The sequence below is a fragment of the Spirochaetae bacterium HGW-Spirochaetae-1 genome (assembly GCA_002839375.1).
Taxonomy (GTDB): Bacteria; Spirochaetota; UBA4802; order UBA4802; family UBA5550; genus PGXY01.
Map to the genome: position 1 here is coordinate 13122 of PGXY01000009.1, position 15952 is coordinate 29073.

16 protein-coding genes, 3 tRNA genes and 1 pseudogene are annotated in these 15952 nt (G+C 46.6%); 7 read left to right on the forward strand and 13 right to left on the reverse strand.

The genetic code is table 11. The annotated features are described in order from the left end of the window. Nucleotides 1-4 precede the first annotated feature (4 nt). From CVV44_17280 to CVV44_17315, 8 genes and pseudogenes are all read right to left on the reverse strand, one after another. Entirely contained in the window at nucleotides 5-361 is a 357-nt protein-coding gene (locus tag CVV44_17280) for a hypothetical protein (protein PKL35979.1), read from the reverse strand. Nucleotides 362-375: 14 nt separating this feature from the next. Then, nucleotides 376-1179: pseudogene (locus CVV44_17285) on the reverse strand (DNA-binding protein). A gap of 196 nt (nucleotides 1180-1375) precedes the next feature. Next, nucleotides 1376-1639 carry a hypothetical protein gene (locus tag CVV44_17290; protein ID PKL35980.1) on the reverse strand — a complete coding sequence of 88 codons (264 nt, stop codon included), beginning with the start codon at nucleotides 1637-1639 and terminating at the stop codon, nucleotides 1376-1378. A 149-nt stretch (nucleotides 1640-1788) separates the two neighbouring features. Continuing rightward, nucleotides 1789-1862 (reverse strand) — tRNA-Arg (locus CVV44_17295). A 12-nt stretch (nucleotides 1863-1874) separates the two neighbouring features. Next, complete coding sequence (locus CVV44_17300; GenBank protein PKL35981.1) at nucleotides 1875-2354, reverse strand: hypothetical protein; 480 nt, start codon at nucleotides 2352-2354, stop codon at nucleotides 1875-1877. A 48-nt stretch (nucleotides 2355-2402) separates the two neighbouring features. Further along, nucleotides 2403-2487 (reverse strand) — tRNA-Ser (locus tag CVV44_17305). A gap of 60 nt (nucleotides 2488-2547) precedes the next feature. Further along, a tRNA-Ser gene (locus tag CVV44_17310) sits at nucleotides 2548-2631 on the reverse strand. Between the two features lie 66 nt (nucleotides 2632-2697). Further along, the gene (locus CVV44_17315) at nucleotides 2698-3588 is read right to left on the reverse strand and encodes a hypothetical protein (GenBank protein PKL35982.1); all 891 of its coding nucleotides are present in this window, start codon (nucleotides 3586-3588) and stop codon (nucleotides 2698-2700) included. Nucleotides 3589-3856: 268 nt separating this feature from the next. Here CVV44_17315 and CVV44_17320 point away from each other — a divergent pair, with 268 nt between their 5' ends. Next, complete coding sequence (locus tag CVV44_17320; GenBank protein PKL35983.1) at nucleotides 3857-4645, forward strand: hypothetical protein; 789 nt, start codon at nucleotides 3857-3859, stop codon at nucleotides 4643-4645. Nucleotides 4646-4939: 294 nt separating this feature from the next. Further along, entirely contained in the window at nucleotides 4940-7195 is a 2256-nt protein-coding gene (locus tag CVV44_17325) for a hypothetical protein (GenBank protein PKL35984.1), read from the forward strand. Between the two features lie 27 nt (nucleotides 7196-7222). On the opposite strand, the gene argB is transcribed toward CVV44_17325, so the two are convergent. Then, nucleotides 7223-8086 (reverse strand): acetylglutamate kinase, encoded by an 864-nt coding sequence (gene argB / locus CVV44_17330; protein ID PKL36267.1) that lies wholly within the window; start codon nucleotides 8084-8086, stop codon nucleotides 7223-7225. A 175-nt stretch (nucleotides 8087-8261) separates the two neighbouring features. Between argB and CVV44_17335 the strand changes: the two genes are divergently transcribed. From CVV44_17335 to CVV44_17345, 3 genes are all read left to right on the forward strand, one after another. Continuing rightward, the gene (locus CVV44_17335) at nucleotides 8262-8738 is read left to right on the forward strand and encodes a methylglyoxal synthase (protein PKL35985.1); all 477 of its coding nucleotides are present in this window, start codon (nucleotides 8262-8264) and stop codon (nucleotides 8736-8738) included. Between the two features lie 96 nt (nucleotides 8739-8834). Further along, nucleotides 8835-10211 carry a hypothetical protein gene (locus tag CVV44_17340; protein ID PKL35986.1) on the forward strand — a complete coding sequence of 459 codons (1377 nt, stop codon included), beginning with the start codon at nucleotides 8835-8837 and terminating at the stop codon, nucleotides 10209-10211. Between the two features lie 25 nt (nucleotides 10212-10236). Next, nucleotides 10237-10755, forward strand: coding sequence for a hypothetical protein (locus CVV44_17345; GenBank protein ID PKL35987.1), 519 nt, complete (start codon nucleotides 10237-10239; stop codon nucleotides 10753-10755). A gap of 2 nt (nucleotides 10756-10757) precedes the next feature. On the opposite strand, the gene CVV44_17350 is transcribed toward CVV44_17345, so the two are convergent. The 3 genes from CVV44_17350 to CVV44_17360 all read right to left on the reverse strand — a co-directional run bounded on the left by CVV44_17350 (nucleotide 10758) and on the right by CVV44_17360 (nucleotide 12649). Further along, the gene (locus tag CVV44_17350) at nucleotides 10758-10970 is read right to left on the reverse strand and encodes a hypothetical protein (GenBank protein PKL35988.1); all 213 of its coding nucleotides are present in this window, start codon (nucleotides 10968-10970) and stop codon (nucleotides 10758-10760) included. A 7-nt stretch (nucleotides 10971-10977) separates the two neighbouring features. Continuing rightward, the gene (locus tag CVV44_17355; protein ID PKL35989.1) at nucleotides 10978-11856 is read right to left on the reverse strand and encodes a radical SAM protein; all 879 of its coding nucleotides are present in this window, start codon (nucleotides 11854-11856) and stop codon (nucleotides 10978-10980) included. Nucleotides 11857-11995: 139 nt separating this feature from the next. After that, entirely contained in the window at nucleotides 11996-12649 is a 654-nt protein-coding gene (locus tag CVV44_17360; protein PKL35990.1) for a 7-carboxy-7-deazaguanine synthase QueE, read from the reverse strand. Between the two features lie 199 nt (nucleotides 12650-12848). On the opposite strand from CVV44_17360, the gene CVV44_17365 reads away from it, so the two are divergent. Then, a complete protein-coding gene (locus tag CVV44_17365; GenBank protein PKL35991.1) occupies nucleotides 12849-13142 on the forward strand; it encodes a hypothetical protein in 294 nt (97 codons plus the stop codon). Between the two features lie 275 nt (nucleotides 13143-13417). Then, complete coding sequence (locus CVV44_17370; protein ID PKL35992.1) at nucleotides 13418-14515, forward strand: hypothetical protein; 1098 nt, start codon at nucleotides 13418-13420, stop codon at nucleotides 14513-14515. Here the strand turns inward: CVV44_17370 and CVV44_17375 are convergent, their stop codons facing one another. Next, the gene (locus CVV44_17375) at nucleotides 14516-15919 is read right to left on the reverse strand and encodes a hypothetical protein (protein PKL35993.1); all 1404 of its coding nucleotides are present in this window, start codon (nucleotides 15917-15919) and stop codon (nucleotides 14516-14518) included. Nucleotides 15920-15952: the final 33 nt, after the last annotated feature.

A 15952-nucleotide genomic window follows, 5' to 3' on the forward strand; every position in this document is an offset into this window, starting at 1 on the left:
TATTTTACATGTCATCTTCATGAATAATCTCATAATCCAGCATATCAATTACCACTGACTGGAAAGATATGTAAAACCATGATTGGAATTCCCGCCAGGTGATATTTTTCGGCCACCGTTCTCTGTCAGTGAACCATCCTTCGAGCTCCTCATAAAATATGTCTCTGTAGTGCCGGGCCAATCTTCCTTCCAGGTCCGGGTCGTCAAGCTCGGCTTCCGGCAGCAGGTATATCGTGGACTCGTCTTCATCCAGAGGATCCCCAGCCTGCTCATCCAGTTTACCGGAAATTTCCTTTAGCATCGTGAAAAAAGACTGCTTTGGCGCAATAATGACGGCACTTCGATTGATAGGTTGCATCATGAATAATCCTCATATCACTCAAGCTTCTTTATCCCTCTGTCAACGGTAAGCAGCCGCATCTGCTGGATAGCGATATTATTCAACCGAAGGAGCCTTTCAGGCAGCGAAATCCCCTCATTGATAAAATGCGCGTTCAGGTTCTCAAGGTTCGACAGGCATACCAGCTGTGAAATATCAGCATAGTCTCGTATATTTCCTTTTTGACTTGGGTTCTTTTCGCGCCATTCCCTGGCGGTTATGCCGAAAAGCGCCATATTTAGCACATCCGCCTAGGAGGCGTACACAAGGTTAATCTGGTCCCTGGAAAGTTCATCCGGGATAAGGTTCTCTTTAATGGCGTCCGTATGAATGCGGTAATTGATCCTGGCAAGGTTTCTCCGTATGTCCCACCCCAGCTGCTTGCGTTCTTCATTCTTAAGCCGCTGGAATTCCTTTATGAGATATAGTTTGAACTTTGGAGAAATCCACGATGCGAATTCAAAGGCAATGTCCTTGTGGGCGTATGTCCCGCCATAGCGACCGGCTTTTGCGATGATACCGATGGATTTTGTTTTTTCAACCCACTGTTTGACGGATAAGACAAAACGGTTAAGACCGGCCTGATTTTTAATTCCCTCGAATTCGGGGGAATTAAAATCAGGATTGTATATTTCCTCCCATATACCCAGGAATTCGATGGTATTCTTATTTCTCAGCCACTTTTCAATAAGGGCAAGGCCGTTTTCAATATCCCGTACCATGTCGGTGAGGGGAATATAATCCTCTTCATTTTGAGAAAGAATATTTATTTCTTTTCCCTGTACCTCGATTTTACTCATTATTCGTCCCTTCTAAAATTATAACTATCAATCAGTTCATGCCGAATATCACGTCGCATTTGTTCGAATTGCATAGAGAGCATCATCCCTTCCCGGCAAACTTGACAATATCCTTCAAATCCCGTATCACCTCTCCGCCGGTTTTCCTTTCATTGCGCTTACCGTTAGAAAAGCTGGCTTTGTCATGCCTCAAATATTATTCACTCTTTGAACTTTCCTTCAACGACTGCGCATACAGCTTTATCTGTTTCTCATATTTGAGTATTGCCTGGATAATATAATCAGAATCTTCCTTTTTGCACTCGATAACGTATTTGCCGTTTTTCTCATCTATATTGAATTTGATATTTTCGAGTTTTTTCTCGGTGTGCTTCTTTTCTTTTTCGCTTTCCAGTATCTTCTCGATCTTTTCCTTGAAGTGCAATTTATCACCAAAGAAATGCTCTATATTGCACAACATGTCAACAATTATTAAACGACATGATTATGTTTTTAGTAATTATCATAGTCCGGCCTGAGGGGTCAGACCGAAACATCTCATTGCGGATTCACGGGGTTTTGGGAATAAAAAAGGGATGACCCTTTTTAAGAGACATCCCTTTTTTTATGCGCGTCTGGAGGGATTCGAACCCCCGACTTACGGATTCGTAGTCCGGCACTCTATCCAGCTGAGCTACAGACGCATTTTGTATATATTAAATATTAATATAGCCTGTGTATTTGTCAAGAACAGGGACCGTTATCTTTTTATTTTTAACAATAAGCACGGTTCCTGTAATGCAAAGCGAGAAATAAACCACTTCTAAAAGATATATGAGAATCGTGAAAATCAGCCGTGCTATCCTGTCGTTCAACGAAAGCGAAACCAGGAAAAAACTCAGGACCGTGAGTACCGAGGCAAAGAAAACAGCCAGTACCAGGGCCTGCTTGCTGTGATACCGGGCATTCTCGTCATCGTTGAGATACGCCATAGTCAGTATCCATCCGATAAAGGGGAAGTAGGTTTGTTTCAGGATATTATTGCGCATGTTACTCTTGCTTATAATGTCCCATTTCTCCATTATTTTTTGTCTCAAAATCGGATTATTGAGCCTGCCAATATAAGTCCACATTTTGCTGCTTATCAATGCAGTCTTAATCTTTGCGACCTTTTCTTTTAAAAGCTTTTTATCCAACTGGATTCTACCGTATCTGAACTAGAAAGTGGTTTAGGAAAATGTATTCGGAGAAGGGGGGATTCGAACCCCCGGTACCATACGGCACAATTGCTTAGCAGGCAACCCCCTTCGGCCACTCGGGCACCTCTCCTTGAAGCTATACATAACGAATGATCGGTGAATAATGTGATTCTTAACCCATCACTCGATTCGGAGAGTGAGGGATTCGAACCCCCGGGGCTTTTGACCCAACGGTTTTCAAGACCGCCTCCATCGACCACTCGGACAACTCTCCGGGAGCAAAGGTATCCAAACACCATTTTATGTCAAATAAAAAAAGAAGGGGGCCGGGAAAAGGCCTCTAATATGAATATATGGATTTTTTAGTCATTTCAGCCGAGACGGTTACCGTGACCGGTGGAGTATCCTGATTTAATTTTCCCACAGCATCGAGTGAAAAGGTCATATGCAGAGTATCCTTAAGGCATTTACGGTTCATATCCAACGGATAGATGCCTTCAAAGGTTAAACTGGTCAGGGAATTGTTAACCTCGATAGTATCGGGAAAGTAGAGGTTGACGTTTTTAATATTCATCTGGCAGATGATTTTCATGCAATCTTGGTCCCCCACCTTCAATAGGTTGCTGATGGAACACGATCCATCAATGTCATTTTCCGGTATGCTGAGCTTTTTGTGGCTAAATCCTTCAACTATATTCAAGGTATTGACAGCCCATTTCTCACCAATGGACATTTTTTTATTTGTGCCAAAAAGCAAGTCCGTGTTATCCTTCTCTGAATCGATGCTGATAACTGCGGATAGCTGCTCATTCAGTTTATCATTTACTGCCTGCCCATTTATGAAGAACGATTCATCATCGTTTTCAATCTTCACGGTTACTGATGAGCCCCGGGGGAGAATTGGTGGATTACCCTCTATGTTCAGGTCAGTAAATTGACGGATTGTATAGACTAGTTGTATTGGCTCCCCTGTGGAAGAGACTCGGGATATCTCCACATCAGCTTCGAGGTTTAAATGTTTCGAGTAGGTGTTATTTACAATTTTCTCCTTTCTGTCTACGGTTATCGCTGACATGGCAAAATTTTCTTTCATGGTCACATTAATGCCATATTGGCTGCCTGGTAGAAAGGCCCTCTTCATTTTTATGGTGTAGAGCTGATCCGCAGCGAAAAGGGGACAGAGCAACAACAGTAAAAACATGAGCAGGGCGGAAGGTTGAATCGTTTTCATAACAGATCCTCGTGTGGATGATATTGAAACACTGATAAGGCGCTTGTTTTTCTCTGTCAAGATGAATATGTCATGAAGGACGAAACATGCTTTTAACGCCCCCCATATATTGGCAGCCCGCTATAATAACGCTTTACGATATATTTCTTGTAATATTCAAAATTGCATTGACAGCAACCCCGGCTAATAGTTTTTTATCCTTATAAAAAACCAACCAGACGGTTTTTTATATCTCTATCAAACATACTGTCAATAAAAGGAGGGCAGAATGAAAAAAATAAAATTTAACTTTAAAAAATACCGGTTTGAAATTTACAGCAAACCCGGAGTGTGGATGAATCAAAAAGACCTCAAGCATCTGCAGGAGCGTCTGAGCGGCATTGCGGAAAAAAGACTCAAAACAAAACCCCGCTTCAGCTTTTTTAAGGATGTGAGATATCTGAACAATAAACTGGTGGTCATCTGCGCCGACAAAAAAACCAAGGATGATTGTTCATGCTGCGTATTGTCGTATCTGGGCACCTACAGGAAAAGAAGTGTCATCCATTGCGGTGCCGTTTATTCGAATGCGGAAAACCAGGGCACCATGAAGCTGCTGTACGGTTTTGCAGGATTATATATAATGATTAAAAACCTTTTTTTCCGGAAGGTCTATGTAACCAGCCTGACCCATGTTCCAAAAATATTCGGCATGTTCAGCGAGCAGTTTTATCGTGTGTATCCCGACAGCAGAACCGGGCGTGAGGCGGGAAATTTTCATTTAAAAATCAAGGATCTGTTTTTCAATACCTACATTAAAGAATGGGATCTCAGTGAATTACCGCAGATAGACGGGTCTTTTGTAATCCGGGGATTCCGGCTCCAGGACGATGGTACTATGCTGTATCCCGATACGGTGGAGACCGTTCCGCGGCACCGGAAGGTGGAGTACAATACCCGTTGTTTTAATCTTCTCGATTATGAAAACGGCGATGAAGTATTTCAGGTTGGTATTTTTCCGGGGATATTCGGCTTTATCATGAAAAACCGTCGTTCCTTCAGGCACGTTCCCGTGTGAGAAGAACCATCAAAGGCGATTAACAATTTCGTACAACGCTAATATGCCGTGTTCTTTTTCAAGGAGAGAGCACGGCATTGGTATGTGAGCGTCTAAAATTTTTTTATGAGATACTCTTATAGTGTTTACGCTGGTCAGGTAATGCGTCATGGCCGGTCTGTATACATGTGTTTGCACTGCTTCCGGGGCATGCAGAAAATTGGCAGGAACTTTATTTGCAGAAGTTCATGTATCTTTTGTTGACAGGAGAAAAACATTCTGCGACAGTATAAAAAAAAGAGACATACAGAATTCATGTTATCAGGCAAATTTAAAGAACGGCTTGGACTTATTTATAATGATGAGTCGTACATTATTCAGCAGAAAGCCTATGTATTGTTCTGGCTGTTTATATGTACGATCCTCGTGTACATGATTGTCAATGTTATTAATCTAACTACCTCCGCATCTACTCACCCTTATCTCATTTCAATTTCGAACTTGGTGAATATGTTTCTCAATATAGCGGGACTTATTGTTCTGCTGAAGGGGAGGTATAATGGAGCGGTTTTTGTTATAGCTTTTTCTATTTTGTCGCGCGTGGTGTCGGGGATTATTATCAAGTTCGATCTCTTTGTCCAGTCGGGATTCAACAATAATATCTATTTTACTTTTGTGATTGCAACCTTGGTGGCTCTTCTGGCGACGAGAGCCCTTATTCATATAATATTCGTGTTTCTCATACTGTTCAATATTTCCATCGCTCTTATTGCTGTCTACGCCTTTAATTCACCCGTTGCCAGCATGACAGCCGGTTCAACGATAAATCTGGTCATCGCCCTTATTGCCGCCTATATAACCGCCATTCTGCTGTCGGTTATTACGGAGAGGGCGCTTGAGGGAACCGAAGAAGAACTGATCAAAAATAAAAAGCTCAGCGACAGCCTGGAGATGAAGGTCCAGGAACTTCAGGCCATGTATGAAGAAATGGAATCTATGAATGAGGCGCTTGAAGAGAATTCAAACGAGATAATGGAAGTCAATAATGAACTGAATATCTTTAAAGATTTTGCCGAGGCCTCGACACAGGGATTTGTTATGACCGACCTGAAAGGCTTCATACTCTACACAAACGCAAGCATGAGGAAAATCGTCGGGCTTGATACTGATGTGGATGTCCGTGGAGATTCAGTCCTTGAATACTTTCCCGGTGAATACCGTGACAAATTTCTGGAGGAAATTGTCCCTCTCATAAAAGAGCATAAATCATGGTCGGGAGAGCTGCCATTGATCGCCAATTCCGGAAATTATGTTCTGACACTGCAGAACATTTTTCTTCTGAGAGATGACATGAGGAAAGCCTTTTCCTTCGCAAACGTGGTCACGGATTTGACGGAAAGAAAAACCCTTGAATCGCAGCTTATCCAGGCGCAGAAAATGGAAGCCGTGGGAAGACTTGCCGGCGGTGTGGCCCATGATTTCAATAACTATCTCACGGCTATTGCGGGATACGGCAGTCTTCTCATAAGCCAGATGGATGATGATGATTCACGGGTGGAATACGTGGAGGAAATTCTCAAGGCCTCGGATAAATCATCGGCTCTTACACGGCAGCTGCTTACTATCAGTAAAAGGCAGATGCTCTATCCCGTTGTCATGAACATAAACATGGAGGTAATGGACCTTCAGAGAATGCTTTCACGGATCATCGGTGAAAACATTGAACTGATCACGGAGCTCGAGGAAAACCTCTGGTCGATCAGAATCGACCCGGTCCAGGTCGAGCAGATAATTTTAAACCTGGTGATAAACGCGCGTGATGCCATGCCCGACGGCGGCAGGCTCATCGTCAAAACCGAGAACAAGCATTTTACCGAATATGACTGCGTTGCCCTTGAGAAGGCCAGGCCGGGCGACTTCGCCTGCCTGTCCGTGCAGGATACGGGTGTGGGAATCAAAAGGGAACACATGGACCATATCTTCGAGCCCTTCTTTTCAACAAAGGAAAACGGCAAGGGTACGGGACTCGGGCTTTCAGTGATATACGCCATCACCCAGCAGCAGGAGGGATGGATTAATGTAAACAGCGGCGAGGGAAGCGGAACGATTTTTCGATTATTTTTTCCCGCGGTCCGGGAATTATCGGGAGTAAACCGGGAAAAGAGAAAACCCATTGAGGAGTTGTCGGGCTGCGGTGAACATATACTGGTTGTTGAGGACAAGGATGAGGTGAGAAAATTCACCGTGAGCGCCCTGACCAAATTCGGTTATATAACCTCCGAGGCGTCCACCGTAAAGGATGCTCTGCGAATTTTTAGGGAGAAAAGGGACAATATCGATATAATACTGAGCGACATCAAATTGCCTGACAGGACCGGTATTGATCTGATACAGCAGCTGCAATATGAGAAAGAAAATTTCAGGTTTCTTCTCACCAGCGGCTATATGGAAAAGGAATCGTTGTGGAATATTATTGTAGAAAACGATTATCCCTTTCTTCCAAAACCATACACTTTATATGAACTGCTGCAGTCGCTGAAAGCCGTTATTGCAAAAAATACCAGCGGATGACCAGCAGGCATTTCTTCTCCAATTTGTTCAGGCGTTTATAATTTCAGTACCGATACCGGCATCAGTGAATATTTCCAGCAGCACGGCGTGTTCGACGCGACCGTCGATTATGTGCGTTTTCCCCACGCCCTTTGAGAGCGCGTCCAGGCAGCAGTTTACCTTGGGTATCATCCCGCCGGAGATCTCTCCCTCGGCGATAAGCTGCGGCACCTCGCTGTTGGTTAAAGTCGAGGCCAGGGCGTTCCTGATTTTCACCCCATCCACGTCGGTGAGGAGAATGAGTTTTTCCGCTTTCAGTGCCTCGGCAATCTTGCCGGCGGCGATATCGGCATTGATGTTATAGGTGAGACCCTGTTCATCAACGCCGATGGGGGCGATGACGGGGATAAAATTTTTTGTCTCCAGGGTCTCCAGCACCAGGGGATTGACTTTTTTGACGGTACCCACAAGCCCAATGTCCACCTGTTTCCCATTCTCTTCGTGGTATATCTTTTTAGCCGCAATGAGCTGCCCGTCTTTTCCCGAGAGCCCCACGGCCCGTCCGCCGATGATATTGATATTATTTACGATCTCCTTGTTTATCTTTCCCACCAGTACCATCTCCACTATTTCCATGGTGGGCTGATCGGTTACGCGCATGCCGGCCACAAATTCGGATTTGATGCCAAGTTGGTCCAGCAGCTGATTTATCTGGGGACCTCCGCCGTGAACGATGACGGGGTGTATTCCCACCAGCTTGAGGAGCACCATGTCCTTGGCAAAGGATCTTTTCAGGGCATCGTCCTTCATGGCATGGCCGCCGTATTTGATGACGATGGTCTTTCCCGAGAATTCCTGTATATAGGGGAAAGATTCAATGAGGGTATTTACCGTATCGAGATGTTTTTTCATAATTGTTTCACCTGCCGTCAGGATGTGGAAATGATTACTCATAAGGCCGCCATCTTCCCCGTCAATTTATTTTTATAAGAAAAAACAGTAATTGACAGATTTTACCCATCATACTGCATGGTGTGTTTCGGGAAAACAGGCAATTTTACTATATATATTATAAGAGGATTTAACTATGGATAGAATCAAGAACATCGCCCTGGTGGCCCATGACAACCGGAAAAAAGATATGGTGGAATGGGTTGAATGGAATTACAAGGGGCTCATGAAACATCGCATAGTCTGCACCGGCACAACGGGCAAACTTGTTGAAGAAGCGATGAAAAGAAAATGTAAAGAAGACGGGATTGAATACAACCTGCATATCGTGAAACTGAAATCAGGACCCCTGGGCGGCGACCAGCAGTTGGGGGCCATGATTGCTGAAGAGGAAATAGACATAATGATATTTTTCTGGGACCCCATGCAGGCCCAGCCCCACGATGTGGATGTGAAGGCCCTGCTGAGAATCGCCACGGTGTATAATATCCCCATGGCCTCGAACCGTTCAACGGCAGACTTTCTCATATCATCGCCCCTCATGAAAGAGCCATACCATCCGCGACTCAAGGACTACTCTTCCTACATGGTTAGAAACATAGACTTTAACTAGGAGGGCACAAAATTCACTTGAAATATTTCAAAGTGACATGTAGTGTCGAAAATCATGGCCGGATATTCCGGCAGTCATTCTGAATGAGGAGCTCTTATGATTTCGTACAAAGGGTATGATGAAGTAATACGGAACGTCCTGGACCATGGCCAGGGCCACGTCTTCGCCTACTGGGACGAACTGGGCGACGATGAAAAGGTGAACCTTCTTGAGGACCTGAAAAGTGTTGATTTAACCCTGATGAAGTCCCTGTTTGATGGAATCAGGAGCGAAGAGCCCGGGGATTTCGGACCGGCGCCGTTTATTGCCGTTCCCTCCACGGGCGAAGAAAAAGCTCGTTATGACGAAGCCCGCAGCGCGGGAGTCGGGCATATCAGGGAAGGAAAAGTGGCGGCCTTTGTTGTAGCCGGGGGACAGGGATCACGGCTTGGTTTTGAAGGCCCCAAGGGTAAGTTTCCCGTGGGACCCGTAAGCGACCGGACCCTCTTCCAGATTCACGGTGAGAAGATAGCCAAATATTCTGAAAAATATAACACGGTAATACCGTGGCTGGTCATGACATCAAAGGGAAATCATGAAGAAACAGCGGTCTATTTCAGGGAGAACAGCTATTTTGGAATCAATGAGAAGGATGTCTTCATTTTCCCCCAGAACATGATCCCCTCCCTGGACACGGGCGGGAACCTTGTCATGGAATCAAAGAGCAGTCTCTTTAAAAATCCCGACGGTCATGGCGGCAGCCTCACGGCTTTGAATTCGTCGGGCGTGCTTGACGAGATGATTAAGAGAGGGATTGAAACCATATCCTATTTCCAGGTTGACAATCCCCTGGTGAAAATAGTGGATCCGGCGTTCATCGGTTTTCATGTTCTCCGGGGAGCCGAGATTTCCAGCAAGGCGCTGAAGAAGGCCTATCCCGAAGAGAAGGTGGGTGTTTTTGTTACGTTTACGGGCGGCCGCATCGGTGTCGTGGAATATTCCGATCTATCAAGTGACAAGGCCCACGAGAAAGACGGGGCCGGGAACCTGGTATATACGGCCGGCAGTATCGCCATCCATCTTTTCGACGCGCGCTTCGTAAAGCGCATAACGGGGGGCGCCGATATTTCCCTGCCCTTTCACACGGCAAAAAAGAAACTTGCCGTTATTGAAAAAGGGAAACAGACAAGCGTTGACGGATATAAATTCGAGAAGTTTGTCTTTGACGCTCTTCCCCTGACCGATAAAAATGTAGTCTTTGAAACAATACGTGAAGAAGAGTTCGCGCCGGTGAAAAACGCCACGGGTGTCGATTCCCTGGAAACGTCGCAGTCTCTTATGATGGAACTGCATCGGCGGTGGCTCCGGGAAAGGGGGATATCCGTGCCCGACGCGGTACAAAAACTGGAGATATCACCGCTCCTGGCTGTTGAGCCCGGGGACCTGGATTCTTCCCTGGTTGTCCCCGGCGAAGAGAAGGTGTATCTGAAATGATAACGACGGGTGCGGGGCTGATACTATGAAAAAATGCAGATACCTTATTTTGATCCTCATCATGCTGTGGGGGTCGGCTTTATCCCCTGCCGGTGCCGGGGATAAAATCAGGATAATGGTGCTGGGGTTCAGATCTCCTCTCATGGATGATGTGCAGGATACCTATCTCCGCGAGGCTCTTCTGAGGCTCCTGGCGCAGAAGGGATTCAGTGTTGTGCCCGTCATGGATCTGGAAGCCATCCAAAACGGGGAAACGGCCATACCGCTCAGAAGCATGACGGTGTCGCAGATACGTGAATGCGCCGTGAAATACAACGCGGCATATGTTATATACGGTGATCTTGAGACGGACGGCAGGGGTGACGGTTCAAGCGAGATACGCGAGGGTCGTCCCTATGTGTGTACCACCTTCATTTATTGTGCGGGTGATAACACAACGGCCCGGCTCACCTATAAAATTGCCGGTCGGGAGAACTGGTATCTCTTTTTTCAGGACCTGGCGGCGGAATTGGCCTCCATGATTGAAAAATCAATCAATGGCTGATCTTATCGGCTTAAAAGAAACTTATTGGTGACAAATTCAGTCTGAATAGGATTAAGATCGTATTTTTGCGCCGCTTCTTCCACCAGTTTGGCTTTGTCCGCATGTTCATTGCATTTCAGTATAGCACCGATATACCTGATAGCTTCTCTTACATGATCATCCATGGTTCCCCCCCCCACATTTGTAATATATACCATAACGGCACAGAAAATCAAAAAAAAGTTATAGTGCCCGTAAAAATTCCGGTTTCAGCATGCTTTCATCCCTGTTGGAAATGACCTTATGCAGCATTTTCAAAACGGCGTTTTTGTCCCGGGGCAGCTCGGCCCTGATGGGAAGGTAATTCGACGCGTGGTTTGATGTGAAGTAGCACTGTCTTTTTACATCCATGTTCTCAATGATGAGCTGCAGTTCCTTCAGGAGACCGAATTTATCGGGCAGACGGAAGGTCCCTTCCTGGGCCTCCTGCCAGAGCTTTGTGTTGGGAAGGAGCATGACCGTGAGCGCCGAGGCGTAATCGGGCGACATTTCGCCGAGAAGTTTGCCCGTATCAATGGCATGTTCCCTGGTCATGTCCTGGCCTCCCAGGCCCAGGAGAACTGTCTGGGAAAGCAGAATGCCCGAGTCGATGATCTTTTGGGCTGTTTCTATCATTTTGTGGGGGAAGGCTCCCTTGCGTATATGACGGAGAACATCCTTGTTGCCGCTTTCAATCCCCTGGTATATTATCCCCAGTCCGGCATCTTTCAATTCCTTCAGTTCGGCCGGCGTTTTTTTCAGAATAGCCTTGGTGTTGCCGTAGACGCCGAAGCGCTGCACCGAAGGGCTTTTTTTCTTCGTATAGGCCATGAGGTCCAGCAGGGTTTCCGTGGGGAGAATAAGCACGTCCCCGTCGGCAAAAAAGGCCTTGGTGAAATCATGTCCGTAGCTGGAGGCCTCGTCGATGTCCCGCTTGACTGTGCTGATATCTTTTAAACGGAATTTCTGGCCCTTGTAGGTGCCGCAGAAGGTACACTGGTTGTGCGAACATCCCACCGTGACCTGGATAATCATGCTGTAAGCCTCGCTGGGAGGCCGAATGACGTGACCGATATAATCCATGTAAATTCTCCTTATATAAGGACAATGGTATAAAAACCGTCAATATTGTCAAATCTATTGATATCTTTTTATTTACATGTCCCGCCCTGGGTAAGACATCGAGGTGATGCTTTCTCTGTCCGGAGAGATGCGGGCGATGTTACAAGAAATTCTTTTCGCCATCGGTCTCCAGTTCCGCTATCTTATGCAGCTGCAGATTCAGCCGAACCATCAGCCGGTCCCTGAGTATCCACGATGCCATGGTGTTATAGGTTATGTTCCCGTATACCGGTGAGAAATTGACCGTGCTATCGAGCTTTTCGAGATGCTTCCTTGTGAAGTCCCGGGCAAAATTATAGTCCGTCGTATCACCGATGACGAATTTAATCTCATCATGAGGATTGAGACAGGTGAGATTTTCCATGAGAAAGGAACTATCTTCGCCGCTCGAGGGTGTTTTTACATCGACAATCTTTCTCGCCCGGGCATCAATTTTTTCCAGTGGCAGGCTGCCATTTGTTTCGATCTGAACATTGTATCCCCCGTCGCAGAGATTCTTTATGAGATACCGGACATTTTCCTGGCACAGGGGTTCTCCGCCCGTTATGGTGATGTGGTGGATGCCCGTTTCATTGTGTATTTTTGCCATGATGGCCGCGATCTCCATTTCAGATCCGCCGTTCCACGCGTATTCCGAATCGCAATATCGGCACCGGAGATTGCATCCCGTGAGACGAATGAACAGGGAAGGAAAGCCCGTTGTTGTCGTTTCTCCCTGGAGGGAGAAAAATATTTCTTTGACGATCAGTTTCATTGTAAGGGCCGCCTCTTTAATTCCTGTTTCTCATGGTTTCCGACATTACAGTATACGTGGAAATAATTCAATAATTTTGTGTTTTTTTTGCTTATACCGTCAATTTTTCATACTTTAATTATAGCAGGTACAATGTATGTATTGGAGTTACAATCGGTTCTGCTGGAATGAATATGATTTTTAAAACAGGAGGCATGAGATGAAGGCAGGTGTTCTGGTAACTGGCACAGGCGCTCTGGTGTATCTTACTTCGCATAAGAGTCATATTGATGACGCCCTTATTGCGAAATTCAAGGCAAAGGGAATAAATAAATTTATTGCCTACGAGGTTCCCGCTGACAAGGCAAAGGAACGGTATACGGGCCATTATGAAGCGGTCATACGCGATCTCAGGGAGACCGACGATCTGCGTATTCTCGACTATGACGGCTCGCGGGCCTTTAAGACTTTTTCCTTCAAAGAGCTGGGGCAGCCCTTCATGTATGAGGGATAGGAACTTTCGGTTTTATTAAACTGATTGTACCTGCAAAACCCTTCATTGCGTGACCAGGTGAAGCGGTAAAAACCTGTTTATATTTTTGGTTACAGATTGCATCCCTCCATTACAGAGACCGATACAGGTCTTTGAGAAAAAATATGTAACACCCTGCCGGTTTATTCCTCCAAGTATAGAAACAGTGCTGAATTGTAAAAGCATGCAATCCTTCCCGGTTTCTGAAATACAGACGACATATAAACAGGGGGAAAAAAAGGGGAAAATAGCAGGATATGACCGTATATAAAAAGGCCTACAGCAGAAGAAGATTTCTCTTTCTCGGAGCCATGACTTTTCTTGCTTCGGCCATTCCCCTTTTTCGGAGCCTGGCCTCACCGGACAGGAAGAAGTCCCTGTTTCTCAAAAATGAATCACTTTCTGTCATTAAGAAGGGCTATGCAGGCAATCCCTTCGTGGATGGGAAATTCGTAAATGAAGTCCCCAAGCCGAAGATACCCTTCAGCGAGGTGATGAAATGGCGCATGACTCGGAAGAAGGGCGCAGCCGAAAAGGTGAACGATCTCTTCGCTCTGCCTGTCCGTAGAAACAGGATCATGTTTGAAAGCGGGGACGATATGCTGGTATGGTTCGGTCACGCCACATTCTTTATCCGTCTCGACGGCGTGTCCTTTCTGACCGATCCCTGTCTCAGGGATATCATGTTCGTGGAAAGATACATTGGTTCGCCCTGTGATCTGGGGGATATAAAAAACATAGATTATCTTCTCATATCCCATTCCCATCGCGACCATCTTGATGAGGGGACCATGAAGGAACTTGATCTCCGGGGAACCAGGGCTCTGGTGCCCCTGAAGATGGGAGAACTGGTTTCCTCCATGAATAAAAACCTTACCGTTGAGGAAGCGGGATGGTATCAGCGCTACACCGTGCGGCCCGGGAGCCCTGAAGTATATCTCATGCCGGCTCAGCACTGGTCACAGCGCTTTGTCAAAGATGTGAATCAGGTGCTCTGGGGAAGTTATGTAATCCGCGGAAAGAAAAAGAGCGTTTATTTTGCCGGAGATTCGGCTTATGCCCCCCATTTCAAAACGGTAGGTTCCCTGTTTCCCGGGATTGACGTATGTCTCATGCCTATCGGTGCTTACCGGCCCGCTTCTATCATGCAGGGAAGCCACCTGTCACCATGGGAATCCCTCGACGCTTTCCATGACCTGGGAGGCAAAACTTTTATTCCCATGCACTATGGCACTTATAATCTGGCCGACGAGCCCCGTGGAGAGCCGATACGTGTCATGTCGTCTCTTCGTCATGAAGGTAAAATAAATGGTGAGTTGAAGACGCTCGAAGTGGGCGAGATATACCCGCTGTAATCAGTATAGTGTCCGGTAATTGACGAAGGTTTTTCCGCCTCCCGTCACCTCAACCTCATCGGTTTCGGTTCGCACAACAGCGCCGTTTTTGTCGATGAACTGGAGCGTCAGGGTATATTTACCCGGCTTCAGGAAAATTCTTTCCAGCTGAAGGTTTGCCGGCAGGGAATGCCAGCATCGCAGGTCCGGTTTGATCTGCGACATGAGAGCGGCGCCCGTTCCGGCCCCTGCGGCGATGCCGATGCATCCAGAAGCGGCTTTGATGTAGGCATTATCGGCCTGTTCGGCGATCTTTTTGGCGGCGATCCCCGTCGCTATGGAGGCGGCCACCTTGGTGACTATGCCTGCGGCGACTTTTTTGTAGATGCGGCTGTAATCGTCACGCAGCGTTTTTACCGCCGTGTTCTCGATGTCCTCCAGCATGATGGTCGATCCTTCCGTGCGGCCGTTTATGACAATATTGAGTTTCTGTATCCGGTTCGACCTCTTGACGAATTTCGGGATAGGATGTTCGGCATTACGCAGCGTGGCTGTTATGGCAGCTATGGTAACCCCGGCTTCAAAGGACATGGAGCCAATGGCGACCTGTATGGCCCCGGCCATGGCCTTGTCGGACATGAGGGGTCCCCGGGACTGTTTTATCGCGCTTCTTCCGGCCTGGTATATGACGATGAGTTCGCCGGCCCCTGCCGGGATAGCATCTTTTTTGCCGAATTTGCGGAGCCACTGGCGGTAATCATCGGTGTATTTCAGTTTTGCCGAGATACGCTCCAGATCCCTGTACACCAGGGCAAGTCCCGGCTGGAGCCCGTATATCTGCTTGTATTCCACATAGGCGTATTCCCAGGCCTCCTGATCGTTGTCCATGTCGCCTATCATTTCATAGGCGATGGCCGTCAGGTACTTGGCCATTATGTTCTGGCGGTACTGTTTTCCGCTCTGCTGGTTGATACGGTTCAGTTCATCATTGACCTTTTTGAATTCTACGCGGGCGCTCTCGGGGTTCTTTACCATGAGATAGTTGATGCCAAGGTACATGTGAATGAGAACACGCTCGAAATCTTCACCCTTGTAATTGGTGCTTTTCTCGTTGAGAAAAAGGGACGCGGCCTGCTTCGTCAGGCTGGTACTTATCGTGGCCGCCACGTGGCCGGCCTTGCTGAAAACCTCGGCGCTTTTGGTGAATTCATCGGCTGTATGAAGCATGAGCCCGGCCTCCATGAGGAAGAGGAGCTGGTCTTTGTTTTTTTTGTTTATATGAGGGATGAACACGCGCGCCGCTTCCACGGGCTGTCCGTTGTAAAATTTTTTCTCCGGCTCTTTGATGATCTTGGTATAGTCGGGTGAGCATGACGAAATTATTACAATGAATGCAAGCAGCAGGAGTTTGTTGATTTTCCTCATTTGGGGTTCCCTCGATTCTTATCTTTTAGTTAT

Bases quoted from the DNA above. Each gene is read 5' to 3' on its own strand.
- CVV44_17280 (PKL35979.1), bottom strand. From the start codon at position 361: ATGATGCAACCTATCAATCGAAGTGCCGTCATTATTGCGCCAAAGCAG.
- CVV44_17290 (PKL35980.1), bottom strand. From the start codon at position 1,639: ATGTTGTGCAATATAGAGCATTTCTTTGGTGATAAATTGCACTTCAAG.
- CVV44_17315 (PKL35982.1), bottom strand. From the start codon at position 3,588: ATGAAAACGATTCAACCTTCCGCCCTGCTCATGTTTTTACTGTTGTTG.
- CVV44_17320 (PKL35983.1), top strand. From the start codon at position 3,857: ATGAAAAAAATAAAATTTAACTTTAAAAAATACCGGTTTGAAATTTAC.
- CVV44_17325 (PKL35984.1), top strand. From the start codon at position 4,940: ATGTTATCAGGCAAATTTAAAGAACGGCTTGGACTTATTTATAATGAT.
- argB (PKL36267.1), bottom strand. From the start codon at position 8,086: ATGAAAAAACATCTCGATACGGTAAATACCCTCATTGAATCTTTCCCC.
- CVV44_17335 (PKL35985.1), top strand. From the start codon at position 8,262: ATGGATAGAATCAAGAACATCGCCCTGGTGGCCCATGACAACCGGAAA.
- CVV44_17340 (PKL35986.1), top strand. From the start codon at position 8,835: ATGATTTCGTACAAAGGGTATGATGAAGTAATACGGAACGTCCTGGAC.
- CVV44_17345 (PKL35987.1), top strand. From the start codon at position 10,237: ATGAAAAAATGCAGATACCTTATTTTGATCCTCATCATGCTGTGGGGG.
- CVV44_17355 (PKL35989.1), bottom strand. From the start codon at position 11,856: ATGGATTATATCGGTCACGTCATTCGGCCTCCCAGCGAGGCTTACAGC.
- CVV44_17360 (PKL35990.1), bottom strand. From the start codon at position 12,649: ATGAAACTGATCGTCAAAGAAATATTTTTCTCCCTCCAGGGAGAAACG.
- CVV44_17365 (PKL35991.1), top strand. From the start codon at position 12,849: ATGAAGGCAGGTGTTCTGGTAACTGGCACAGGCGCTCTGGTGTATCTT.
- CVV44_17370 (PKL35992.1), top strand. From the start codon at position 13,418: ATGACCGTATATAAAAAGGCCTACAGCAGAAGAAGATTTCTCTTTCTC.
- CVV44_17375 (PKL35993.1), bottom strand. From the start codon at position 15,919: ATGAGGAAAATCAACAAACTCCTGCTGCTTGCATTCATTGTAATAATT.